General features: G+C 48.9%; 28 protein-coding genes. 6 read left to right on the forward strand and 22 right to left on the reverse strand.

The window, feature by feature from the left end:
* Positions 1–29: 29 nt before the first annotated feature.
* From DRJ53_RS10300 to DRJ53_RS10335, 8 genes are all read right to left on the reverse strand, one after another.
* Positions 30–443: a GxxExxY protein gene (locus DRJ53_RS10300; RefSeq protein WP_114235554.1), complete on the reverse strand. Its 414-nt coding sequence runs from the start codon at positions 441–443 to the stop codon at positions 30–32.
* A gap of 24 nt (positions 444–467) precedes the next feature.
* Positions 468–1,478 carry a homocysteine S-methyltransferase family protein gene (locus DRJ53_RS10305; protein WP_114235555.1) on the reverse strand — a complete coding sequence of 337 codons (1,011 nt, stop codon included), beginning with the start codon at positions 1,476–1,478 and terminating at the stop codon, positions 468–470.
* Between the two features lie 908 nt (positions 1,479–2,386).
* Positions 2,387–3,004, reverse strand: a complete 618-nt coding sequence (gene recR / locus DRJ53_RS10310) for a recombination mediator RecR (RefSeq protein ID WP_114235556.1) — start codon at positions 3,002–3,004, stop codon at positions 2,387–2,389.
* 290 nt (positions 3,005–3,294) lie between these two features.
* Complete coding sequence (locus DRJ53_RS10315) at positions 3,295–3,525, reverse strand: hypothetical protein (protein WP_114235557.1); 231 nt, start codon at positions 3,523–3,525, stop codon at positions 3,295–3,297.
* Positions 3,526–3,666: 141 nt separating this feature from the next.
* Positions 3,667–4,032 carry a hypothetical protein gene (locus DRJ53_RS10320; protein WP_114235558.1) on the reverse strand — a complete coding sequence of 122 codons (366 nt, stop codon included), beginning with the start codon at positions 4,030–4,032 and terminating at the stop codon, positions 3,667–3,669.
* Positions 4,033–4,191: 159 nt separating this feature from the next.
* Complete coding sequence (locus tag DRJ53_RS10325) at positions 4,192–4,443, reverse strand: hypothetical protein (protein ID WP_114235559.1); 252 nt, start codon at positions 4,441–4,443, stop codon at positions 4,192–4,194.
* A gap of 136 nt (positions 4,444–4,579) precedes the next feature.
* Positions 4,580–4,990 carry an OsmC family protein gene (locus DRJ53_RS10330; RefSeq protein WP_114235560.1) on the reverse strand — a complete coding sequence of 137 codons (411 nt, stop codon included), beginning with the start codon at positions 4,988–4,990 and terminating at the stop codon, positions 4,580–4,582.
* A gap of 163 nt (positions 4,991–5,153) precedes the next feature.
* Positions 5,154–6,185, reverse strand: coding sequence for an asparaginase (locus tag DRJ53_RS10335; protein WP_114235561.1), 1,032 nt, complete (start codon positions 6,183–6,185; stop codon positions 5,154–5,156).
* A gap of 304 nt (positions 6,186–6,489) precedes the next feature.
* Between DRJ53_RS10335 and DRJ53_RS10340 the strand changes: the two genes are divergently transcribed.
* Together DRJ53_RS10340 and DRJ53_RS10345 are read left to right on the forward strand one after the other, a co-directional pair.
* Positions 6,490–6,747 carry a hypothetical protein gene (locus tag DRJ53_RS10340; RefSeq protein WP_114235562.1) on the forward strand — a complete coding sequence of 86 codons (258 nt, stop codon included), beginning with the start codon at positions 6,490–6,492 and terminating at the stop codon, positions 6,745–6,747.
* A 72-nt stretch (positions 6,748–6,819) separates the two neighbouring features.
* Positions 6,820–8,301, forward strand: a complete 1,482-nt coding sequence (locus tag DRJ53_RS10345) for a glycosyltransferase (RefSeq protein WP_114235563.1) — start codon at positions 6,820–6,822, stop codon at positions 8,299–8,301.
* A gap of 460 nt (positions 8,302–8,761) precedes the next feature.
* On the opposite strand, the gene DRJ53_RS10350 is transcribed toward DRJ53_RS10345, so the two are convergent.
* The 6 genes from DRJ53_RS10350 to DRJ53_RS21295 all read right to left on the reverse strand — a co-directional run bounded on the left by DRJ53_RS10350 (position 8,762) and on the right by DRJ53_RS21295 (position 12,640).
* Positions 8,762–9,352, reverse strand: a complete 591-nt coding sequence (locus DRJ53_RS10350; RefSeq protein WP_114235564.1) for an NUDIX domain-containing protein — start codon at positions 9,350–9,352, stop codon at positions 8,762–8,764.
* A gap of 68 nt (positions 9,353–9,420) precedes the next feature.
* A complete protein-coding gene (locus DRJ53_RS10355; RefSeq protein ID WP_114235565.1) occupies positions 9,421–10,428 on the reverse strand; it encodes a Gfo/Idh/MocA family protein in 1,008 nt (335 codons plus the stop codon).
* A 76-nt stretch (positions 10,429–10,504) separates the two neighbouring features.
* Positions 10,505–11,458: an alpha/beta fold hydrolase gene (locus DRJ53_RS10360; protein ID WP_114235566.1), complete on the reverse strand. Its 954-nt coding sequence runs from the start codon at positions 11,456–11,458 to the stop codon at positions 10,505–10,507.
* A gap of 23 nt (positions 11,459–11,481) precedes the next feature.
* Positions 11,482–11,895, reverse strand: a complete 414-nt coding sequence (locus tag DRJ53_RS10365; RefSeq protein WP_123893491.1) for a response regulator — start codon at positions 11,893–11,895, stop codon at positions 11,482–11,484.
* A 41-nt stretch (positions 11,896–11,936) separates the two neighbouring features.
* Entirely contained in the window at positions 11,937–12,362 is a 426-nt protein-coding gene (locus DRJ53_RS10370) for a hypothetical protein (RefSeq protein WP_114235568.1), read from the reverse strand.
* Positions 12,363–12,499: 137 nt separating this feature from the next.
* Positions 12,500–12,640, reverse strand: a complete 141-nt coding sequence (locus DRJ53_RS21295; RefSeq protein ID WP_155523208.1) for a hypothetical protein — start codon at positions 12,638–12,640, stop codon at positions 12,500–12,502.
* 250 nt (positions 12,641–12,890) lie between these two features.
* Here DRJ53_RS21295 and DRJ53_RS21300 point away from each other — a divergent pair, with 250 nt between their 5' ends.
* On the forward strand, positions 12,891–13,061 hold the full coding sequence (locus DRJ53_RS21300; protein WP_155523209.1) for a hypothetical protein: 171 nt from the start codon (positions 12,891–12,893) through the stop codon (positions 13,059–13,061).
* A gap of 95 nt (positions 13,062–13,156) precedes the next feature.
* Here the strand turns inward: DRJ53_RS21300 and DRJ53_RS10385 are convergent, their stop codons facing one another.
* Both DRJ53_RS10385 and DRJ53_RS10390 read right to left on the reverse strand, forming a co-directional pair.
* Positions 13,157–13,741, reverse strand: coding sequence for a putative periplasmic lipoprotein (locus tag DRJ53_RS10385; protein WP_114235571.1), 585 nt, complete (start codon positions 13,739–13,741; stop codon positions 13,157–13,159).
* A 150-nt stretch (positions 13,742–13,891) separates the two neighbouring features.
* On the reverse strand, positions 13,892–14,476 hold the full coding sequence (locus tag DRJ53_RS10390) for a hypothetical protein (protein WP_123893493.1): 585 nt from the start codon (positions 14,474–14,476) through the stop codon (positions 13,892–13,894).
* Between the two features lie 390 nt (positions 14,477–14,866).
* Here DRJ53_RS10390 and DRJ53_RS10400 point away from each other — a divergent pair, with 390 nt between their 5' ends.
* A complete protein-coding gene (locus DRJ53_RS10400) occupies positions 14,867–15,358 on the forward strand; it encodes a DUF6799 domain-containing protein (RefSeq protein WP_114235574.1) in 492 nt (163 codons plus the stop codon).
* A 141-nt stretch (positions 15,359–15,499) separates the two neighbouring features.
* Here the strand turns inward: DRJ53_RS10400 and DRJ53_RS10405 are convergent, their stop codons facing one another.
* Positions 15,500–15,925: a DUF4345 domain-containing protein gene (locus DRJ53_RS10405; protein ID WP_114235575.1), complete on the reverse strand. Its 426-nt coding sequence runs from the start codon at positions 15,923–15,925 to the stop codon at positions 15,500–15,502.
* Positions 15,926–16,156: 231 nt separating this feature from the next.
* Between DRJ53_RS10405 and DRJ53_RS10410 the strand changes: the two genes are divergently transcribed.
* The gene (locus DRJ53_RS10410; protein WP_114235576.1) at positions 16,157–16,951 is read left to right on the forward strand and encodes a hypothetical protein; all 795 of its coding nucleotides are present in this window, start codon (positions 16,157–16,159) and stop codon (positions 16,949–16,951) included.
* A 22-nt stretch (positions 16,952–16,973) separates the two neighbouring features.
* Here DRJ53_RS10410 and DRJ53_RS10415 read toward each other — a convergent pair whose 3' ends face one another.
* The 3 genes from DRJ53_RS10415 to DRJ53_RS10425 form a co-directional block, all read right to left on the reverse strand.
* A complete protein-coding gene (locus DRJ53_RS10415; protein ID WP_114235577.1) occupies positions 16,974–18,101 on the reverse strand; it encodes a glutathionylspermidine synthase family protein in 1,128 nt (375 codons plus the stop codon).
* A 99-nt stretch (positions 18,102–18,200) separates the two neighbouring features.
* Positions 18,201–18,503: a hypothetical protein gene (locus DRJ53_RS10420; RefSeq protein ID WP_114235578.1), complete on the reverse strand. Its 303-nt coding sequence runs from the start codon at positions 18,501–18,503 to the stop codon at positions 18,201–18,203.
* A gap of 269 nt (positions 18,504–18,772) precedes the next feature.
* Entirely contained in the window at positions 18,773–19,327 is a 555-nt protein-coding gene (locus DRJ53_RS10425; RefSeq protein WP_114235579.1) for a hypothetical protein, read from the reverse strand.
* Between the two features lie 189 nt (positions 19,328–19,516).
* Between DRJ53_RS10425 and DRJ53_RS10430 the strand changes: the two genes are divergently transcribed.
* On the forward strand, positions 19,517–21,955 hold the full coding sequence (locus DRJ53_RS10430) for a S9 family peptidase (RefSeq protein WP_114235580.1): 2,439 nt from the start codon (positions 19,517–19,519) through the stop codon (positions 21,953–21,955).
* Between the two features lie 126 nt (positions 21,956–22,081).
* Here DRJ53_RS10430 and DRJ53_RS10435 read toward each other — a convergent pair whose 3' ends face one another.
* A complete protein-coding gene (locus DRJ53_RS10435) occupies positions 22,082–22,969 on the reverse strand; it encodes a class I SAM-dependent methyltransferase (RefSeq protein ID WP_114235581.1) in 888 nt (295 codons plus the stop codon).
* A 253-nt stretch (positions 22,970–23,222) separates the two neighbouring features.
* A complete protein-coding gene (locus DRJ53_RS10440) occupies positions 23,223–23,621 on the reverse strand; it encodes a toxin-antitoxin system YwqK family antitoxin (protein ID WP_114235582.1) in 399 nt (132 codons plus the stop codon).
* Between the last annotated feature and the right edge of the window lie 154 nt (positions 23,622–23,775).

Below are 23,775 nucleotides of genomic sequence, written 5' to 3' on the forward strand. Positions count from 1 at the left end.
GTCACAGCGGACACGGAGGTTCACGGTTTTTAATGTATTCTTCTTTTAATGCCATCTTTCATCAGCGGCACATGAAAGTTGATTAAATATCCCAGTCGTTTTCCTGTTAGTTTTAAGTAACTAAGTAGTTGCGCTTCCCAAACAGGATGGTAATGCTCCTGTGCTTTCAATTCTATGATGATCAGATTTTCAACTAAAATGTCAATCCTTAATGCGCCATCGATTACTAGTTCATCATATTTAATAGGTGAAGCGCATTGCCTTTGAAAAGCAATCCCTCTCTTTGACAACTCGTAACAAAAGCATTTTTCATAAACGCTTTCCAGCAGTCCCGGACCCAATTGTTTGTGGATGGTGTAGGCAATGTTTACAATCTGCTGCGCCAGCCACTTCTCCCAGTCGGACAATGGTTCATGATAAATCTCCGTGTTACTCTGTGCCATCGTGTCTCCGTGGTTTTATGTGTATCAAACAACTGCTTCCACCACCGGCAACGGCCTGGGTTTTAAACTTTTTACATGCTCTGCGATGTGGCGGATATGATCAGGTGTGGTACCGCAGCAGCCGCCCACAATATTTACAAAGCCCTCTTTCGCCCATTCCTCAATGTAGTGGCCGGTATCTTCCGGCGCTTCATCGTATTCACCCATGGCATTGGGCAGACCTGCATTGGGATAAGCCGAGGTAAAACAAGAAGCAATAGAGCTCAGCTCTTCAATGTGCGGCCGCATTTCCTGTGCACCCAATGCGCAATTCAATCCAATGCTCAGCGGCTTGGCATGCATTACCGATGTATAAAATGCTTCCAGTGTTTGTCCGCTTAGCGTACGCCCCGAAGCATCGGTAATGGTACCCGATATCATTACCGGCAATTCTCGGCCGCTTTCACGGCTCCATTTTTTTACGGCAAAAATGGCTGCCTTGGCATTGAGGGTATCAAATATGGTTTCAATCAAAAACAGGTCGGCGCCGCCGGCAACCAGCCCCTGGATTTGCTCGTAATAAGCAGCCACCGCTTCGTCAAAACTGAGGGCACGGTACCCGGGGTTGGATACATCGGGCGACAGCGACAGGGTTTTGTTGAGCGGGCCGATGGCACCGGCAACATAGCGGGGCGTAGTATCGCCGCTTTCCTGTGCGTACTCGGTGATGGCTTCTTTTGCCAGCCGCGCTGCCGCTTCGTTTATTTCGTAGGCCAGGCTTTCCATGCCATAATCGGCCAGGGAAACCTGCTGCGCATTGAAGGTGTTGGTTTCAATAATATCGGCGCCGGCGGCGAGGTACTCTTTATGAATGCCTTTGATGATCTGCGGCTGCGTGAGGCAAAGCAGGTCGTTGTTGCCTTTAAGGTCGGAGGGCCAATCTTTAAAGCGGTCGCCGCGATAATCGGCTTCCTCTAATTTATGCCGCTGGATCATGGTGCCCATGGCGCCATCAATCACCAATATGCGTTGTTCGAGTTGTTTGCGGATGTCCATAGTTTTTGTTTTAAACCACGGAGACAAGGAGGCACAAAGGATCACAAAAATTTTTTGCCCCAATCTCCGGGAGGTTGGTGTGGCGGAAAGGGCAATGCCTGCGCAGGAACGGGTAAACGAGGAGAAACTACTACAGAGGAGTATGTTCACACGTTTATTAGTTCTGTTCCCACTACGGGGTTTTGGCCGAACAATAAACAAATCCGCCAGCAGGGGCAAAGATAGGGGTAAAAAGTATCATGCGCTATGGTGAGGGCTGGAGGGGAAGCTGGGTGGCGGCAATGGAGTAAAATCGGTGTTTGCAAAACCACAGGGTCCGGCCTTGTCATGCTGAGCGCAGCGAAGCATCTGAGCTTTGCACTAGGGGAAATGTTGATGGAAGAAGGAGCCTGCTACTTTTGCAACAGTACGTATTTACAACACTCAGATGCTTCGCTGCGCTCAGCATGACAGGCAGAGTGTTTGGCAGATGAGCAAATTGTTTGATGGGCAAAGAGTGAGTTGATTGATGACAAGCAGCCCGAAGGGCTGCAATATGATTAGCCGCCGGGGCAACCGGCGGTTACAGAAATGAATTAGTAAGTCGGTAACGTGCAACCCCGAAGGGGTTGAACATGCGTAAGGCGCAGAACATGTGCAACCACTTTGGGGTTGAATGCACCACGCGGAAATGTTATCTACCGGTTGCACCGGCGGCTATTGAAGGTTCAACCCCTCCGGGCTTGGGTTACAAATGGTTTGAAACGATTATTTGTTGCGCAGGATTACTAGCAGTACAAGTGTGCGACGCAACAGGTGCACAATAGCAATACAAATGCTGGTAACATAAAAAAAGCCACTCGAAACGGAGCGGCTTTGCTATTGAAAAGTATTGGTGTGCTAATGTTCATCAATCAAAACGAAATGTGCTACCTGCTGCCCACATAGCTTTCCACCGGCAGGCGGTTTTGCAGGGAGCGGGCAAGGGTCATTTCATCTGCGTACTCGAGTTCGCCGCCAAAAGCAATGCCCCGGGCAATGGTGGTAACCTTGATGCCGGGCGGCAATTTCTTTTGAATGTAGTAAATGGTGGTATCGCCCTGAATGGTGGGCGACAAGGCAAAGATCACTTCGGCCGTGCTTTCTTTTTGTGTTCGATGGATCAATGTATCGAGGTTGAGCTGCGACGGGCCCACGCCATCGAGCGGGGAAATAACACCCCCAATTACATGATAGGTGCCATTGAACTGCTGCGTGCTTTCCAACGCAATGACATCGCGGATGTTTTCCACCACGCAGATCACATCCTGCTTGCGGGCGGCGTTGGCGCAGATGGAACAGGTATCGGTATCGGCCACGTTGTGGCAGCGCTGGCAAAACTTGATTTCGCTGCGCATGCGGGCCACAATCTCACTGAAATGCTGCACTTCTTCGGCATCTTGCTTCAGCAGGTGCAGCACCAGCCGCAGCGCTGTTTTTTTGCCAATTCCGGGCAGCTTTGCAAACTCATTTACCGCCGTTTCGAGCAGTGCACTTGAGAACTCCATAAGGGTGCAAATTTACCGAAAACCTGCCGTGTAACCGCGCCGTTTCGGCGGGATTAACAGAGGTTTGAGGGGAAGAATGTCGAACAGATGAACAAGGAACAGAGAACAGAAGAAGTTGAGGAAAGAATATCGAACAAGGAACAAGGAATGACGAACCGCAGAAAGAAAATTAGGAATGATGAATGATGAGTTACTAATTTGGAACGAGCCCAATAATCAATAATCCATCATCAATAATTCATCATTCCCTTCGTCATTCATCTGTTCCTTGTCCGTCTGTTCGATCTTCCTCAAGATCCGCTTTCGCTGTTTTTTCGGTAGTTGTCAAAGTTTTCCCGAACATCTTCCTGGTTGGCGGCGTTGTCTTCGCCGGGGTTGTTGTCTTGGCTTACACCGCTGATGTGGCCCTGCTCGTTGGGCTTCAGCGTGGAGTACTCATCCTGCTGGCGCAATGCACTGTCCATCTCGGTGGGTTTGGGGTAAGATTCGGGGCGGTGTTGTTTATTTTTTTCGTCTGACATGATCTTGTTTTTTATCGGTTAAATGAATTGCGTAGTAACGAACGCCATGGTTTGCTGCCGTTGTAAAAACCAGAACGCCTTGTCTATAAAAACAAGGCGCACTGGTTTAGCCACTGCGGTGGCTGCAAGCAATCGGATGCATTACATGCCACCTGCGCCATTACGGCTGTGGCCCATGCCTTCGTCATCCATGTCGTCCATACCGCCGGTATCGGTGCGGCCCGAGCCTGCACTACCACCACGGCCTGCATCACCGCTATCGAGCGGCTGGCCAGAGGAGCCATAATCGGCTACGCTGGAGCGGCCAAGGTTTTGCTGCCCGCTGCTGGTGTCCTGGCGACGGCCTTCCTGCTCCATATCGGAGCGCTGGCCCTGTCCGCCTAGGCCTTCAGAGCTGCGGGTGTTGCCCATGTCGGAGCCTTGCATGCCCGATGTGTTTTGCTGGTCGTTCATGCTACCGTCCGAACGCTGGTTGCGGCCCATGTCCTCGTTTCTGTTTTCTGACATAGTTGTACATTTTTTAGATCAAAAAAATTATATGGCAGATCTGTTGGTAAAAACATTGTGCCACGAGGGTTTGGTGTTTAATGTTTAAAGTTTAAGGTTCAATGTTGTATGGTAAAACCCAACCTTAAACTTTAGACCTGAAACATTAAACCCAACAGTTTAGCTCGGCGATACCTGCCCGTCGAAATCGCTGCCGGTAACGCTGCGCTTGGTGCTGATGCCCGAGCTGTGCGTGCTGCCCACAGTGCCCTCCGATGGGCGTTCGCTCATGCCGGCCGACTGGCCGCGGCGGATGTTTGCATTGCTTTCGCTGCCTACGTTTTTAACCTGGTCGTTGGGGTTGGTGTAGTTGTCCGAACCCGATTCGTTTTGCTGGCCATCCAGGCGTTCATTGTTGTCTTTTGTGTTCATGGTTGTCATTTTTAAGGGTGAATAAAGAGCTGCCCCGGTTGTGCGGTGCGGCCTGCCTGTTGGCGGTTCTAAAATGGTGCCGGAAGCAAAAAGCCCCGCATCTTGCGGGGCTTTTACTGCGTTTATAAAAAACGAATTAAGACAAGGTAGCTTCCGAAGAAATTTCGGTATTGAGCAGCTTGGAAATCGGGCAGTTTTGCTCTGCATTTTTCACTGCTTCGTCAAATTGCTCTTTGCTGATATTGGGCACGGAGCCGGACACGGTGAGGTGTGATTTGGTAACCGAGCCGTTTTCAAAAGTAATGTCGCATTTGGTTTCCAGTCGGTCGGCAGTAAAGCCTGCTTCGTTCAATACAAAGCTCAGCTTCATGGTAAAGCAGCCTGCATGTGCGGCAGCCACCAGCTCTTCGGGGTTGGTGCCAATGCCATCGGCAAAACGGGTGTTGAACGAGTATTGCGTTTCCTGCAGCACTCCGCTTTGGGTGCTCAGGTTTCCTTTTCCTTCTTTACCGGATCCGGTCCATACGGCTGTTGCGTTACGAATCATGATGTTATTGGTTTTTGTATGATCAATGAGTAGCTAAGTTATCGAAGCGGCGACAATAATAAAGGCGGGTAGATTATCAATAAGTCAAAAGTAAAAATTCAAAAGTCAAAAAGGCTTGTCTCATTCGGTAGCCAATTTTGCCTTTTTACTTTTGGATTTTGAATTATCGCGTTCCTTTTTCTTTCGTCAACTCTCCGGCAATATCATCTTCCAGCAACAGTTCCAGGCGCCGGCCGCGCAGGCCTTTGCCCATGCCGTACATCAGTTTGGCTGCAGCCGCTTCAAAGGTCATATCGTAGCCGCTGGCCACGCCCATTTCCTTCAGGGCACGGCTGGTATCGTAGCGGCCCAGCTCAACAGAGCCCACAGGGCACTGCGAAATGTTGAGGATCGTTTTGCCATCATCAATAGCGCGGCGCAGGGCCCGCAAAAACCAGCCATTAGTGGGCGCATTGCCCGAGCCAAACGTTTCCATCACAATGGCTGCCACATCCACATCCAGCATGGCTTCTACGGTGCGGGGCTGTATGCCGGGGTATAATTTTAAAACGGCAATAGAAGGGTTGATTTCGGTTTGTACATGCAGGCTGCAATTGGGGCAGGGCCTGATGTTGTTGTCGTTGAACCTGAGGTGCACGCCGGCTTCAGCCAGCGGCGGGTAGTTGGGCGACCGGAACGCTTCGAATTTATATGAGCTGTATTTAAAAGTGCGGTTGCCGCGGAACAACTGGAAGTCGAAGTAGATGCTGACCTCCGGCACACGGGCCTTGCCGTCTTTTTTTGCAGAAGCAATTTCCAGCGCCGTGATGAGGTTTTCACGGGCATCGGTGCGAATTTCGCCAATGGGCAATTGCGACCCCGTAAATACCACGGGTTTGTTGAGCCCTTCGAGCATAAAGCTCAGTGCCGATGCGGTGTACGCCATTGTATCCGTTCCATGCAGGATCACAAAGCCGTCGTACTCGTTGTAATGGTCCCCAATTTGTTTGGCCAGCTGCACCCAAATGGCGGGTTCCATGTTCGATGAGTCAATGATGGGGTCAAACGAAACCACCGTTATCTCATAATCGAGCCGCTTAAGCTCGGGTACATTTTCCACAATCTGCGAGAAGTTGAACGGCCGGAGCCCGCCAGTAGTGGTGTCGTTCATCATGCCGATGGTGCCACCGGTATATATAATGAGAATTTTGGTCATAGGTGCTAGCTGCAATGGATGTATTGCGGCCTTTGGGGTTTGCAAACATCCCTCCAATAAAAAGGGCAAAATAGCGCAATTAAGCAATAGTGAGTGGGCAGTGGCGGGGCGTCATATTTGCAAAATGAACATAAATCAATGGAAGATGGTTTTCATTATCGAACATCTATCGGTGGATAAATATGAAGTGCAAAAGGGTGCATTTCTGCGAATTATATTTTTATTTGTTTAGCTTGCTATCGCAGCCATGCTTAACCGAAGCGGCGCTGGCAACTCCGATACCTGTTTTTGATAACCAAATTATATGGGTAGAATCTTTACCGTGGATTTTTCTTTTGAAGGCAGGCAATACACTGCTTTTGTAAAAATCACCACAGCTTCCGATCTTTTTTCGGTGCACATACAAGTGCCCGATACTACCCTGCACCACCTTATCCCCAACGGCACCATTATGTACAAAAGCACCGAGGGGCTTTCATCGCTGCAGCGTGAAACCAACGGTCCGTCGTACGAATTGATCTCCCGTATTGTTCAGGCTATTGAGCGGTATTTGGAGCAATAGCTGTTTTTACTTTTCCGCCAATCATTAAAGGGCACCAGTTTTGTTGGGGTTTTGGCCTAATACAGTTGCTCTGTGGCCGATCCAGTAAAAATTGTGGCGTACGTTGTTTTTGGAGTTTATGTGCTTACAGCCGCATGGCTGCTCATCAATGGGCTGGTGCAGCTGCACCTGTTGTGGCATTATAAAAAAAAGAGCCGGCGCAAAAGCCCGGACGCTGCACTGCCTGGTGCGCTGCCTTTTGTTTCGATACAAATACCCGTATACAACGAGAAATACGTGATTGCGCGGCTGATGCACAACCTGGCGGAGCTGGATTATCCAAAAGATAAATTTGAGCTGCAGGTGCTCGACGACTCCACCGATGAAACCTCCAACATTATTGATGCGGCGGTATGGCGCCTGCGGCAAAATGGCATTGATGCCACCGTGCTGCGCAGGCCCAACCGCAAGGGTTACAAGGCCGGTGCGCTGCAGGCAGGCATGGCGCATTGCAAAGGCAACCTCATTGCTATCTTTGATGCCGACTTTACGCCAGACCCTCAGTTTTTAAATAAAATGGTGCCCTACTTTACCGACCCCAATGTGGGGCTGGTGCAGGCCCGCTGGGGCCACCTCAACCGCGAACAAAACCACCTGACCCGCATACAAACTTTTTTGCTCGACACGCATTTTTCGGTGGAGCAAACCGGCCGCAGTAATGCCGGTTATTTCATCAACTTTTGCGGCACTGCAGGCATCTGGCGCAAGGAGTGTATTGAGGCTGCCGGCGGCTGGGATGGCAATGTGCTGAGCGAAGACCTGGACCTGTCGTACCGGGCACAAATGAAGGGCTGGAAGCTGGTGTACGACCAGGAGATAGAAGTGCCTGCGGAGTTGCCTTCGGTGATTGAGGCATTTAAGGTGCAACAGTTCAGGTGGACAAAAGGCATGGCACAAAGCCTGCGCAAAAATGTGCGGGCTCTATTGGCCGCTGCATTGCCCATTGATAAAAAGTTGCACGGTGTTTTTCATCTCTTGTCGTCGTTTTTGTTTGTATGCCTGTTTGTAAATGCGCTGCTTACGGTGCCGCTGCTGGTGTTTCGCAACATGTATCCCGAGATCATGGAGTGGAGTAAATACACCGTTATTACCGGGCTGAACCTGGTGGCGCTAACAGTATTTTATTACAATGGCGCTGCTGTTGGCGGCAGGCAGGGTATGGTGCAGTTCTTTAGGCATTACCCCATTTTCCTGGTGGTGTATATGGGCCTTTCGGTACAAAATGCCTGCGCAGTGATGCAGGGCTTTTGGGGCTCGAAGTCGGAGTTTGTGCGTACGCCCAAAATGAGCGATGCAGCCAGCAACAACGCATACCTGGAACGAAAGATCAGTTGGGTATATGTGTTGGAGGTTGCGGTGTTTTGTTATTTCCTGGGCGGCATTGGATTGAGCTTTTATTTCCGCGATTTTTTCCTGCTCCTGTTTTTTTCGATGATTGCCGTAGGGTTGGGTTATATCGTGTTTGCGTCCATGCCAGTATGGCGGCCGGTGCGGTTGGCAAAAATGGCGTCGTGAGGGGAATGGTGAATGGTGAGTGGTGAATTGTGAATTACGAACGAACCCGTTGTGGGAGATTTTAAAAATGAATAGAATATTTTGGGCGTAGCCCAAACCAGTTGGTAGCAAAACCCGCTAAACATTTTGTTCATTTCCGTTGATCGTAGATCAACCCTGCAGCCATTTGCAATATGGACAGCATGTGCCCGTGCACCGGTTTGGGCTACGCCCAAATGATTTTCATGGTTTACATGTTGCTACCAAATGGTGTGGGCTACGCCCACTTTTTTCAATGCAAAATATTTGCGCTATTTCTTCACCATCCCCTTCATTGATAAACCCTAATTATCAATATTCAAGCATTCCCCACCGGCTGTTCCCTTCTGCGGTTCATCATTCCTTGTTCCTTGTTCGATATTCTCTTCTCAACTTCCTCTGTTCCTTGTTCATCTATTCATCTGTTCGACATTCTCATCATTCATTCTCCCGCTTCCAGCAATTTATTAATCTGCGCATATTGCAGCAACAACACCGTTTTCGCATCCTTGATTTCGCCGCGGTTGACCATCGCTACCGCCTCGGCAAACGGCATTTCCCGAACCGTAATTTCTTCGCCTTCTTCCTCCAGCCCGCCTCCATCTGAAACCTGCTGTTCTTTGTTGTATTCGCCCACAAACAGGTGGATCAACTCCGTAAGTGCCCCGGCCGATGAATAGACCGAAAGCACTTGGCGAACATCCGTTACCGCATAACCCGTTTCTTCGCTGATCTCCCGGATGATGCTGTGCTTTGGGTCTTCGCCATCTTCCAGCAGGCCTGCAGGCGTTTCCAGCAGCATGCCGGTTGCATTACCGTTTACATAGGTGGCAATACGAAACTGCTCTGTGAGTATAATCGTTTGTGCTTTCCTGTTATACAGCAGTGCGGTGGCCGCATCGTTGCGGAACAACACTTCGCGGTGTTGTGTCCCGGTGCTGCCGTCTTTTTTGCCAATGTCAAAACTGATTTTTTGCAGCTTGAAATGTCCATTGGAAAGTATCTCATTGGCCTTGATGTGAACCTTAGGCATATAGTTGAAAAGGGTTGATGTTTTGCAATGGGCTGCATGCAATGCGGTGGGGCAATGACTACTCGTGGCTATTTTAGCTCTACACGTTGGCCTGTTTCCATTGCTTTGTAAATAGCCTGTATGATTGCCACATCCTGCCGGCCCATTTCGCCGGGTACCGGTGTGGGGCGCCCTTCTTTTAAGGCCAGCGCAAAATCATCCATCTGCGCCGCCTGCTGGTTGATGTCGGCAAATTGCATGGGCCCATCGCCGGTTTTACCCTGCAGGCCGTTGTAATCAAATGCGGGATCGAGTTCGGCAAAGCCCCGTTCTGCCTCAGCCCGCAGGTAGCTCATACGCTTGACGTATGTAGTGCTGCATTCGGCGGTGATGCCACCCGGAAATTCCATTTGCCAGGTCATTGATTCTTCCACATCCTTGAACTTTTCAGGCTTTGTTTTGGCGCCTTCCTGTGCGGTTACAGCAATCGGCTCCGTGCCGGTGGTGTAGCGGCATGCCTGTATGCAATAGATGCCCAGATCCTGCAGCGGGCCGCCGCCCGACAGGGCTTTTTCGATGCGCCATCCGTCCGTGTCGGCCATGCCGTGGTCAGACTTAATTTTTTTCAATGGTCCAAAAGGCTGTTCCTTTCCAATGCGCATCATTTCGGCATTGAATGGTTCAAAATGCAGGCGGTAACCAATTGACAATTGCACGCCGGCTTTGTTGCATGCATCAATCATGCGGTTGCAATCTTCCACCGAAAGGGCCATGGGTTTTTCACAGATAATGTGTTTGCCAGTGGTTGCTGCACGGATCACATATTCGGCATGCATCGAATTGGGCAGCACGATGTAGATGATATCGATATCGCTGTTGTGTGCAATGTCCTCGAAATTTTGATAGTTGTAGGTGTTGGTTTCCGGTATGTTGTATTGCACCTGCCACTTTTTGGCTTTTTCTTCGGAGCCGGTAACAATGCCTGCCAGGTAGCAATGCGCTGTTTGCTGCAGTGCCGGTGCCAGTTGCCCCTCGCTATACGATCCAAGCCCTACCAGTGCTATACCTAGCTTTTCTTTCTTATTTCGGTTGTCCATTGCTGTTGGTTTATGTATAAAAATATCTTGCTGCAGCCATTTATGGCGGTAAAATTTTCACTTCTTAATTCAAGAATTAGTTACTGATAAATTGCAACACTGCTTTTTTGAAATCTTCGGGTGACTGTATATGCGGAATATGTCCCACGCCGCGCAGTTCCGCCAGTTCCGAACCTTTGATCTGGCCCTGCAGCCAGCGGCCCAGTTGCGGGTAATTGCCGTGTTGCGCAGCCACTGCTTTTTCCAGCAAACCTTTGCCCACCACGGTTCGGTCTTCCTGCCCAATAATGATCAGCGTAGGCACGCCGATGTTTTTAAACTCATACACCACCGGCTGTTCGTAAATCATCTGGTACGTAAGTGCACTGGCCCAGGTGGCCTGTTTAAAATCGGGTTGTTGCAAAGCATCATATTGTGCGGTTACATACTGTTCGTATTCGGGCTTCCATTGCGGGTAATAGCTTTGCTGGTATTGCCGCAGCGATGCCATTGTGGCTTTTAGTTCGGCGGTGTATTGTGCATCAACCGGTTGGTAGGGCACAAAGGTTTTGTAATCCTCCAAACCGATTGGATTTTCATAAATCAGCCGCGCCACCCGTTGCGGGTACATCAGCGCAAAGCGGGTAGCCAGCATGCCGCCCATGCTTTGCCCCAGCACAATGGCCTGCTGCACGCCCAGCGTATCGAGGAGTTGCCGTGTATTGTGGGCCAGCAGGTGAAAACTGTAATGAATATTGGGCTTGTCCGACCGGCCCCAGCCTACCTGGTCGGGCACTACCACCCTAAAGCCGGCTTGTTGTAAAAAAGGGATCACTTCTTTCCAGTAATAGCCGTTGAAATTTTTGCCGTGCAGCAGCAAAACGGTTTTGCCGTTGGGTGCAGCCGGCGCCACATCCATATAAGCCATTTTTACCGGCTGCCCTTCAATGGTGAGTGATACAAAACGAACGGGGTGCGGATAGTTGGCGGCTTGCGCCATTACCGTTGTGGCTGCAAAAAGGGCCAGCAGCAGCAAGCTCATGTTCTTCATGCGGTGAGGTTTAGAACAGGAGATTACTCAATTTTTGCACCATTGTTATCCCGATTATTTTTCAGTAGTTCTTTGATATTCATTTTTTCTGAAACCCGTGCATTGGGTGCTGCATCGCGTAGTTTAAACGGCAGGTCCGGATCCTGGGCAACAAGCGTTGACGATACCCAAATAATATCGGGCTTTGTAGCGGCGGCTGTTGCTAAACCTTCAATGCCGTTGTGCGTCACCTGCACTTCGTAGTTGATGCGGTTTAAATAAATTTTGATTAGTGTGCATAGATCCTGCTCCTCTTCCACAAGCAGTACTTTGTTGCCGGGTGTGGCAGGGGCATAACCCAACGGCTCAAGTTCAATGGGTGTATGCTTTTGATGGGGATATAACAAACGATGAAAGCGGTCGAACAAGTGGTATAGTGATGTTTTTATTTGTGGCATACAACACTGATAACAGTAATAGAATAACTGTATAGCTGTCCTTACATCTTTTCAACAAAACTATCAATCGGCACCCTGATCTGCCGGTCGGGCATTTCGTCCATCACAGCCAGCAGGGTTACTTTTCCCTCTTTGCCTTCCACGGTGATGGTGAGGTTGCGTACCTCGCTATCGGTGCCGTTTTTTAGCTGCACTTTCATCACCGATTTACCTTCTTTGAAAGGTACGGTCCAATTGCAGGTTTTTGATACAATGGTACCGGACATGGTTTGATCGTGGCCGGGTGTAATAACGATGGAGTCTTTGGTGATGGCAACCGTGCTGTTTTCCTCGACGGTGCGGTCCACGTTGCCCGATGCATCAACGTATTCAGTTTTAGAAGAAGAAAGCAACACATTTTTTTCGCACTGGGCAAAAGCCACAGGCATAGCTGCCAGCAGCAACAGTGTAAAAACTATTTTATTCATGGTTAAATGTTTTGGTTAAAATACAAAACGGCATTGCAGTTTTATAGTGTTGTGCAGTTGTAGTCAGGAACTAATTTTTTGGAAAAAAATCTCGTGAATAAAGACGCAAACCTATGGCCTGCGCCTTTATGTTTTGCTTAGGGTTGTTGGCGGGTTGTGTCGGTCGTGGTTGTTGTAGTAGTATCCATGGCATTGGTAGTGGGCGTGGTAGTGGGTTGCGGTGTATTGCATTGTACAAAAACAGTGGCCAGTATGGCCAATAGCAAAAGCTTTTTCATGGTGTTGTTTTTAGGTGTAGTGTTTAATTGAATGCCCATCGGCCGCAAGAATGCCACCAGAAACAACAACAATTGATGCCTGTTGCCACTTTCTGTACCTGATTTGGCCATTCAGCCGGGCTTGTTGCACCAGCGCCGTTGTGTGGACGCCCCAAATGCTGCAGCAATAAAGCATTTAGGGCGTTATTACATCCGTGCTGTTTTGCCGCAGGGGCATGGTTTTAGTACCGTTTTGCAGCAAAAACAGACTATGAAAGAAATGGATAAAAAAGGGCAGGCAGATATGCCGGCTACCACCAGCAACGAACCCATTCAGCCGGTACATACGGATGCACAAAACCCGCCAACCAACCCACGCGAAACACCAGAAGAAGACGACGGTTTTGTAGTGGTAGGTTCGGGCCTCGGCATCGACGAGTAGTTAGTATTGCACCAATGCAAACGCCTTGCAACTGTAATGATTCATCACAGTTGCAAGGCGTTATTTTTAAATCAACTTGTATTAAAGAACAGGCGTTATTGCTTCGGCGGCGAGATCATGATATGGGCGCCGTGTGTGCCGGGATCCATGATCCACGGCATTGCAGGACCTTCGGGTTTTAGCGGCAGGCCGGTGCTTTCGGCGGTGGCATAAGGTACATACACCACGTAGCGCAGGTAGCCGTTTTTTACACCACCACCGCCTTCCACGTCTTCATCTTTTGCCGTGTACACAAACAGCGTGGTGGGCTGTTTGGGCATCACCAGCTTGCCGGCTTTTACTTCCTGCTCCCGCAGATCAAAAATTTCGCGGCCCTGTTTGCCTTCTTTGCGCAGGGCACGGCCACGTTGCATAAACGGCTCCAGGTCGCGGTGATAACAGGCCGCCGAAAAGCCGGCTTCAAAAGGATTATCGGCCAGGCAAATCAGTTCGTTGGTGCCTTTGCGCAGCACCACCACTTCTTTGTTGGCATCGTAGCCATACACGGTGGCACCTGCCCGCTTGTCGGCCGGTGCAGCCAGCAGCGCCTGTTTGATCTGCACTTCCGCAGTGGGCACCTTTTGCTGCGCACAGGCAGTAAACGCAGCGCTGCACAGCAGCAAGCTGAAGTATCTTTTCATGGATCCAGGTTTAGTGGGTTTAATAAAATGGGTTGAACCTAGCTGCATTGCAGCGAGCATTGAAGGGTTATTGTTTATTGTAATGTACGCCGTTTGGCAAACATTTGCTGCAAGTGATCCGGCTGAAAAAAGCGTTTGTATAAATGCGGTCTATTGCCTGGTATAAGCTGCGCTCAGGTCGGCTACATTCCGGGCTTTTGCTGCAGTCAGCGCTTTGTCCGAGATCTGCCGCAGCAGGTCATATTTTTTCCCGTTCCATCGCCACACGGGGTAGCTAAATCCGGGACCACCAATCACCAGGTCGGGATAGCCTTTGTTGGTTGTGGGGAGCACATCGGGTGCCGTGCCCGGAAAACCCAGGTTGCTTTCATATTGGCCTGCAGCATTTTTAATAAACAACACTACCGATGAACCCGTATGCCCCGATGTAAACGAGTTGCCATACACCACGAACAGTTCTTCAATGCCATCCCGGTTCAAATCCGTGGGCAATACCTCCGCGGTAAACGGAAATTCCTTTGCATCGGCACCGGCTATAAATTGTTTACGGTCTGGCGCAACCGAAAAACCTAGTTGCTTAAAAATGCTTTCTTTATCGGCCGCGGTGAGTTTGGTGGTAACGCCTTTAAACAGGAGTTGCACACCGGCACTGTTGACTGTATGGGCAACAGTTTGTTGTGCACCAAGCGGCAACACATTCAAAAGCGACAAAAGTAAAACGACTGTTGGCTTCATGCTGTTGGTTTTGGCTAAAAAATAAAAAAGATGCGCTGCGGAAACAAGCAGATGTGCAACGACAAGTGACTTTACGCAGCCAAAATTTTTCGGACATCAAAACGAATTACCTGCTGCCGTTTGTGCATTATTCATGGTATGCAACAGATTTTAATTTCAATGAAACACGATATTCTTTGTTGCAGCTTTTACACAAAAAATGCAGCAACATTGAACGGTTGTGTCCTGTTTAAACAAGCTAAACAGAGCCGTTTGCACGTTGAAAATTTCCCCGATCAGTAGTTTTGGCACACATTTTTTATACACACCAAACAAAAGGTGTGGCGTGCAATAGTGCCCTGCATGTGCAGGGTGCAGCTTGCTTTAAACCACGCTTCAAAATCAGTCATTATGAAAAAGATATTTGCATTGGCATTTGCTGCCGTTTCCCTTGTCGCCTGCAACGACGGCGAAAACGCAACTGTAAGCACCGAAACTACAACGGTGCCCGAAACAACTACCATGGATACAATGGGCGCTGCTGCCACGACATCGGACAGCTATGCTTATGCCCCCAGCGAAGGTGACGTTACCCGCCGCGGCGATGACGTAATGGTGTACCGCAACGGTGCATGGGTAGAAGCTGATAACGATGTGCGTCTTGATGATGGTGTAGTGGTATATCGCGATGGCCGTGTAACCCGCGATGGCAATGAAGTAGTGCTGGAAGACGGTGAAGTAGTATCGAAAACCGGTCGCTTTTTCGACCGTGCCGGTAACGCTATTGAAAACGCCTGGGATAAAACCAAATCAGGTGTGAAGAAAGCCGGTAAAGAAGTAGGCGATGCTGCCCGTAAAGCAGGCGACAAAATTGAAAATGCTGTCGATAACGACAGAGAGTAACCCGTTTATTTTTTGTTGGAACATCCCTGTCTGCGCCATGCGGACAGGGATATTTTTTTCCTGTTCCAAATAGAAAAGAGCAACCGAAGTTGCTCTTTAAGTTGGTTTGTTTCGGTTGCGGGAAAATGGTTTTAGCTCGAATTAACGCAATGCAGGTGTTTGCTTTGCGTAAGATCGTTTGCCCAATAAAAAAAGGGTGAGTGCAATGGCAAAAAACAGCGACTCGATGGTGAGCCATTTGGTGCCAAATGCACCGAGGCTGCCTTCGTTGAAAATGGTAATGATGCGCGACACGGCATAAAGTCCCCACAACAGAGATAGCAGCGCCAAACCTTCCTGTACATTTTTGCGGATGGTGTATAACAAGGCCAGCACCAATGTAAGCCCCACGCCGCCATATACGCCGCGGATGGAGCTGGCAGCATCGTTGTTTTCCAGTGATACCTCAACCATGTCCATTACCGATTGCGGGTTGGCAAAAGCCATCAGGCTTACCGACAGCAGGCTGCAGGCCGACAATAAAATAAATCCTTTGGAGAGCATTGGAATAAGGGATGATTTTTTCATAAACAGTTTGTTTTATTTGTTGCACAAAGCTGCTTGGTGCTGCACACAAAAATCTTGGCGCATACCAAGATTTTTGTGCTTTGGACCCGCTATGTTGCGGCATGTTACTGCCACGCAATCCAGTACAACCATGGCCATCACACAATACGGCCGTTCATCCCAAATTCATGCGGCCGGCCGTGGTGGCGTTGTCAGTAGCTAAAACATATTTCACCCCCCAAAACCAATGTTATGCGGGCCGCAACCAACCCCTTACTGCTTTTTTCCGTTTTGCTTTTTGGCCTTTTTGCCTGCCAGAACGATCCTGTGCCACCGCCCGAAACACCGTCGGCAAAGACGGTAAAAAAGGTCAGCTGGTCCGAACAGGACTTTGCTACCTACGAGTACAATACCGCAGGCTTGCTCACCCGGCATGTATCGCAGTGGGCCAATGGCGCCGGCAGCGTTAACCGGCTCAACAGCGTGTACACTTATAATGATGCAGGACAGATCACCCGCTGGCAAAATGAAAGCGGCCACGCTACTTTTGTGTATAAAGATGGCAAGTTGGAAAGTTCAGATCATTTTTTATCCAACGGCCGCAAACTGAGCTCGATGACATACGGCTTTGAAAAGGGCAAGCTGGCGTGGGTAATTGAACACAACGAACTGCGCATGCCCGATGATGTGTTGCAAACAAAAGTAAGTTATGCCTACCATCCCAATGGAAATGTGCGGCGTATCGATTTTGCTTACCGCCACCAACTGGCTGAGCCGTTTACCACCAATTTTTCAAAGCTGTTTGAAACCTATGATAACAAGCCCAACCCGGAGCCGGATGGTGTGCTGGGCGTAGTGCTTCCGGGTGTGGTGCTACACCGCAACAACCCGCTGAAGGTATCCACACTGCTGCCCAATAATACGGTGGAGGCAACCAGCAGGTTTGAATATACCTACAATGCGGAAGGATTGCCACAGCAACGCAAACAATACAATGCCACAGGCGGTGTGGAGCAGGCACCCACGCAATCCACGTTTGACTATTAACCGGTTGCGGGTTGCCGTTAGGTTAGGCAAAATAGTGCGGGCAAAATCTGCTGGTGTTGCCGGTGATCAATCCGTCTGACTCGCGGATGCCAATGCCGGCAGGTTCACCGCCAATAAGCCAGCTGCCAATTACGGCTTTGTTGCCGCCAAATTCGGGCAGTGGTGCGTATTGCTGGTAAATAAAACCTTCCTCGCCATAGTCGCCGCCCTGTTGCTCCACCACGGCACCGTTTTGAATGATGCTAACGTTGGCACCTTCGCGGCTGAACACCGGTTTTTTTGCATAATGCTGCAGGCCGCCGGGCCCGTTGTAGTGGGCCGATAAAATGTAAGGTGAGTTGGGAAACAATTTATGCAGGTACACCAGCAGCATTTTGTTGGATAAAATGGCTTTATACGGTGGCTCGATCCACAATGTTTTATCCATGTTGTGGCCCAGGTACGGGCTGAACTCTTCGTTGAACATCCACTCCCACGGGTATAGCTTAAAGATGTTGGGCACCGGCTGGCCCGAGCCGGTCATGAACTCGCCCAACTCGTTTACACCCAGGTCTTCGATGTGTACAAAATCGTTGGCAAGGCCTGCTTGCAGCGCACAATCCTGCAGGTATTTCACGGTCATAAAATCTTCTACATTGTCCTTTACCGACGTAAACCACAACGTGCCCGGTTTCAGGTGCGCAGCACAATCCTGCAGGTGGGCCACCAGTTTTTCATGTATGGAATTGAACTGGTCGTAAACGGGGTCAAACTCCTGCAGCCAGTACCATTGTATCACCGATGCTTCGAGCAACGAAGTGGGCGTATCAGCATTAAACTCCAGCAGCTTTATTTGTCCATTGTTGTACGCCAGGTCGAGCCTTCCGTAAAACGAAGGCTGGTCTTCCTCCCACGACCGTTCAATGAGATCGGCAAAAGCGGCATGTATGTGAAAATCGGAGTACAATTTATTTGCAATGACATGCTCCACCACCGCCAGGCACATGTCAAAAATTTCGGCGGTGGCTTTTTCCAACGCATCTATTTCATCGGCCCTGAATGCATAAGCCGCCGTTTCGTTGTAATAGTTATTGAGGTCGTAAAAAAGAAAGCCTTGCTCTTCTACTTTTTGGGTCCAGTTGGGGCGGGGTGTAATGGCAATGCGTTGCATAAAGGGGAGCAGCGCAAAGCCTGTTGGCCATGCGCTTTTTTTTATAAAAAATAGATTGCTGTTGGTAAACTGCGATGCACCTGAAATGCGGGCAGGCGCTTATCCCGAAACGGTGCGGGAAGAAGAACCAAAACCACCGGTGCGTATTTTGGTGGGTGTAAATCCGGGCCGGCTGATTTGTGCAGCAGTGGCGCCGTTGTAGGATGCCGGGCTGATGCGCCCCAGCAGCAGGGGATACCAAAAGCCGCCGTAGTGGCGGTATTGCTGGCCGTTGAGGGTAGTGTCGCGGGTACGGCCGCCTTCATCGCCTACAATCCAGTCGTCTTGTTTTTCCTTGCCGCCGCAACTGCTGATGGCAGCAGCCAGCACACTACACAGCACAATACTTTTTGACTTTTTCATTTCGGCTACAATTTACGATAGGTCGTTTTTATCATTGGTTACACAAGAATTGTACAACTTCCAATACTGGTTTGAAAACCATTTTGATACCTGACGCCTTTTTACAAAGATAAGCATGACACTATCCGATTTTTTTGAAGCTTATTGATAAAGTTGTTCGAATGAAACATACTTTGAAACATAAAGGCCATACTTCATCTGCGCATGAGACAAAGTATGGCCTTTATGTTTTTGCCTTTTTCGTTTAAAGGCCTCGCGTTTAATTTAAGTTAGGCGCCAGCTAAAGCTGCAACCACAATAACCAAGGCAGCGGTACCTAATACACCCAAAACCGTTCCTACGACACTACGTTTTTTCTGAGGTGTCAATTCAGAACTTTCGTTAGTTATAGGCTTATTTTGTTCGTTATTTACAAAAGCTCTGATTTTGAAATTGGCAGAGTCCTTTGGTTCATACATTCTTATATTCTTATAAGAAGCGGGGTAGCCGTTAACTGTAATATTTACCGTCGTTTTTACTGACGTTCCTTCGGTTGATGTAGTAAAATAAGGCTGAACAATCAAATCACATTTGAATTGCTCAATAAAGTCACCCATAATGTTTTCTTTGGCTTGTGCTACAGTCACATTTACATAAGTGCGGGCAAGCTTTTGTTTTTCCTTTGCAACTTCAAGATCTGTAACGAGAGGCCGTTGGATTATTCCTTGTTTTGAGATGAACATGTAGTCATAATCGGCGGTTTTCGATCTATTAACTGTTGCACAAGAAGTCAACGCAACCGAGAAAATGACAAAGATGAGGATACTTAAAATTGATTTTTTCATTGCAGAGCTAGTTTTAGTGGATTGCAAAGCTATGTTTATGTTATTACCTTCGTTTATGTTAGCTATGTTTTTTAGGGATGAGCAGTGTTTTCACTTACCTCGCCGTTTTTAGCAGAAAAAGTCCTTTTATCTCGATTTCGTACCTTTTGCCCGCAACACATGATTTAAATACAGAAAAGCTCACCCGCAATGAAATTGAAACCAATCGTTTGGTGCCTTGCCGGCCTGTTGATTTTGTCCGGCCCGCTGCAGGCACAAACCGCAGCCACCTATCAAACACCACCAAAAGACATTACCGACCTGCTGCTGGCCAAGCCTACACCTACCGTTAGCGTGGATGGCAAGGCCGAGTGGATGCTGCTGAGCGAACGGGCCTCGTACCCCGATGTGGAAGAGCTGGGCCAGCCCGAACTGCGCCTTGCAGGCCTGCGCCTCAACCCCGAAAACTTTTCGCCGAGCCGCCAGAATTTCATCAACAATTTCCGCATCAAAAACATAAAGACCGGTAAGGAAATGCCGGTTGCCGGCCTGCCCGCTGGCCTCCGGGCCACCTCCGTTTCGTGGAGCCCCGGCGAAAAAAAGATTGCCTTTTTGCAAAACAATCCTACACGCGTTGACCTGTATGTGATTGATGTGGCTACGCAAAAAGCTACCCGCATCAGCAAGAGTGCGGTGAACGCCACACTGGGCGCTGCATACCAATGGGTAGATGATGCTACGGTGTTGTATAAAGCAGCTACGCAACCGGCCACTGCGGCACCCAAGCGATCGCTTACACCCAAAAGGCCTGCCGTGCAGGAAGCACTGGGCAAAGCCGCACCCAGCCCCACTTACCAGGATCTGATCAAATCGCCGTACGACGAAGACCTGTTCCAGTTTTATGCTACGTCGCAATTGGTGCAAAATAGGAATGACGTGGAAACAAAACTGGGCACGCCGGCCATTTACACAACCGTATCCCTATCGCCGGATAAAAAATACCTGCTGACCCGCACCCTCAACAAGCCGTTTTCTTACCTCGTTACGGCCAACGGTTTTCCTTCCAGCATCCGCATTTTAGATGCATCGGGCAAGGTGGTAAAACAACTGTTTGAGCTGCCCTCGGCCGAAGGCACGCCCAGCGGTTACGACAACACGCAAAACCTGCCCCGCGGCTTTGACTGGCGCGACGATGAAGCGGCCACGCTGGTATGGGCGCATCCGCTGGATAGCGGCCTTATCAAAAAAGAAGTGCCGCACCACGATGCCGTATATGCACTTGCGGCACCATTTAGCGGGCAGCCAAAAGAAATATTCCGCACCGCCATGCGCTACCGCGGCGTGCAATGGGGCAATGCCGAACTGGCGTTGGTAATGGAAGGCCTGCGCTCCAAACAGGTATCCCGCACCAGCCTGTTCAACCCCGCTACTGGCAAGTTGGAAACCTTGTATGACCTGAGCCAGAACGATGCGTATAACAACCCCGGCACACCCGTTACACGTAAAAACAATTTTGGCCGCCAGGTGATTTTTACCGTTGATGGCGGCAGCAGCCTGCTGATGAACAACACCACTGGTGCATCGCCTAAAGGCGACCTGCCGTTTTTGGCAAAATATAACCTGGCCGCTAAAAAAAGCGAAGTGATCTGGCGCAGCAACGAAGGCGTGTATGAGTATGTAGTGGATGTAATTGATGCCGATAAACTGGTGCTGCTAACCCGCCGCGAATCGCAAAAAGATGTGCCCAATTATTACATCAAAAACCTGGTGCGGCGAATTGCTGACCAGCCGGTTACTGCATTTGCAAACCCTTATCCGCAAATGGAAGGCGTGAGCATGCAAAAGATCTTTTACAAGCGTGCCGATGGTGTGGACCTGACCGGCAATTTGTATTTACCCAAAGGGTACAACAAGGAAAAAGACGGGCCGCTGCCAACAGTGATCTGGGCTTATCCACGTGAGTTCAACTCGGCTGATGATGCAGCGCAGGTGCGTGGTTCGCAATCGAGGTTTACCACCATTGCTGCTGGCTCGCCGATCTTTTATGTAACACAAGGTTACGCTGTGCTCGATGCGGCTGAAATGCCAATTGTAGCAGCGCAAGGCAAAAAACCCAACGATAACTTTATCGCTCAATTGGAGCTCAATGCCCGTGCAGCCATCAACAAGCTGGCCGAAATGGGTGTGGGCGACACGGCCCGCATGGCAGTGGGCGGCCATAGCTATGGCGCTTTTATGACGGCCAACCTGCTGGCGCATACCAGCCTGTTTAAAGCCGGCATTGCCCGCAGCGGCGCATACAATCGTACGCTGACGCCGTTTGGTTTTCAAAACGAAGACCGCACCTACTGGCAGGCGCCGCAGCTATACTACGAGATGAGCCCGTTTAGCTACGCTAACAAAATTAAAACGCCGCTGCTGCTGATCCATGGCGAGGCCGACGACAACACCGGTACTTACCCCATCAACAGCGAACGACTGTTCAACGCCGTAAAAGGCCATGGCGGCACGGTGCGCCTGGTGATGCTGCCTTACGAGGCGCATGGCTACCGCGGCAAGGAAAACCTGCTGCATGTGTTATGGGAGCAGTTTCAATGGCTGGAGCGATACGTGAAAGGCGCGAAGACTACTACGGCAAAAGCGATGTAGTTGGGTATATCAATAACAAAAGAAGCCGCATCGAGGGATGCGGCTTCTTTTGTTTATTGGCTATTGCAAGCTTCATTAAATTTCAGCTTTTGCCAGCATTCGTATAGAGTCGAAAACTGCAGCAGGCTATACCCGCTGAATCCACAAACTTCCGGGCCTGCCTTTAAAAAACAGGGGAACTTTTTCCTGCAATGCTGCGCTGTATTCCTGTTGTATAAAATCAGCGAAGAAGATTATTTTAAAAGCATTGTTGAACAAAAGAAAATTGTGCACGCAGTACAGTTCATTCCAGTTAAGCCGGTGTTCAAAAAGCCATTCTTCCGGGTATTCAAACGGGTAGAAGATGTCGTGAATATGAACAATTACTCCCTTGTTTAAAACGGGCAGAATTTCTGTCATTAAATAATTAACGTCACTACCGGTTTTAGACACATGCGAATTGTCAATAAGTAAAATGTCGTTGGCTTCTAATTGTTGAAAAGTTTCTGGCGGCACATGCTGTACAATGTCTTTGATGATCGTTGTGTTCTTATAGTCATCTTTTTTCAAAAGCCCGGTTAGCCGATCTTGTGGATTGGGTTCTATAAAAGTCAGGTCGATCGGGTAATCTAAAAATTCATCTTTTGTGTCCAAAATCAGCGCAGAAGAAAAGCCGGAACCAACCTCGATAATCCTGTGCGGCCGGAAGGCATTGAGCATACCAAACAACACCCATCCATCGGCATGTTCATAGGTCTTATTGTTGTAGTAGTACCGGTATTGTTGCGTCTTATTATCTGAGAATGGAATCTTCTGACTGTGTGCTACAATCTGGTCTAAAACGTTTTCCTGGCCTGCTGTATTCAAATCGATTCCCGGAAGCTTTTTACCTTTTTTCCAAATAGTATCCTTCCTGGCTGATAGATCGGCCAGGTCTACAACTGGCGAATAATAATGACCCGGCCGCTGTGCGCAGTTTTCCCGGTAGAAATATGCGTACCGCAAATAGGGAATCTTACTCAGAATGCTTTTCATATTTTCTGCATTAGGAACAATGCCAATGGCTTTCGAAATGTTTTGAATGATTTATCTGGGAATACTTATGTGCTGCACATTTTTTGCTACAACACTCCGCCATATTCACACTTAACGTGAAAAGCGTTTGTGAAGGAGTGGTGTACTGTGTTTCCTCAGCTTCACTTTTGCGGTGTCGTAGATTTATATTATATCGTTGAACGATAGTTTGTCGGCCATTCTTTTACAAACGCTCTGTTAGCGGCATCGTAGGCTACTTCAGCGAATCTAAGCTTGTAAATGGCTTTAACTTACCATCTGAAAACTCCTTGACAGTAGTATCAGCCGGTTTAAAGTACTTTGTCGGAATAACTTTCTTGCCAATGCTGTAAGAGTCCACAGCCAGCAACGACTTTCCGTCAAAATTATAAACAACTCTTCTGCCATCAAGTTTTCCGTTGTATAAAAATGCTTTGCCCATCAGCTTGCCGTCTCCATAATAGTCAACTTGGAGCATCCGCAAGCTATCATATTTGTATACCAACCACTCAGTACCAACAATTCCATTTAATGAATCAGACTTCACCAAAACATAATCGGCTTCGTCAAAAACTTCCTTTTTAGAGTGGCAGCTAAATACGAAGAGTACAATTAATAATAGAAGTTTTCTCATAAGCACCTAACCATATAGTAAAAGTTTCATTTGCCGCTAACTACTGTTGCTGACAAGCTACATTTTACTATTTGCCATGCAAAATAGTTGCAGCTAAATATACCGATTCCTAACAAAGGAATTTTACTGAAGCAATGGCTTTGAATTGTTTCTA

The organism is Paracnuella aquatica (assembly GCF_003332885.2).
Classification (GTDB): Bacteria; Bacteroidota; Bacteroidia; order Chitinophagales; family Chitinophagaceae; genus Flavisolibacter; species Flavisolibacter aquaticus.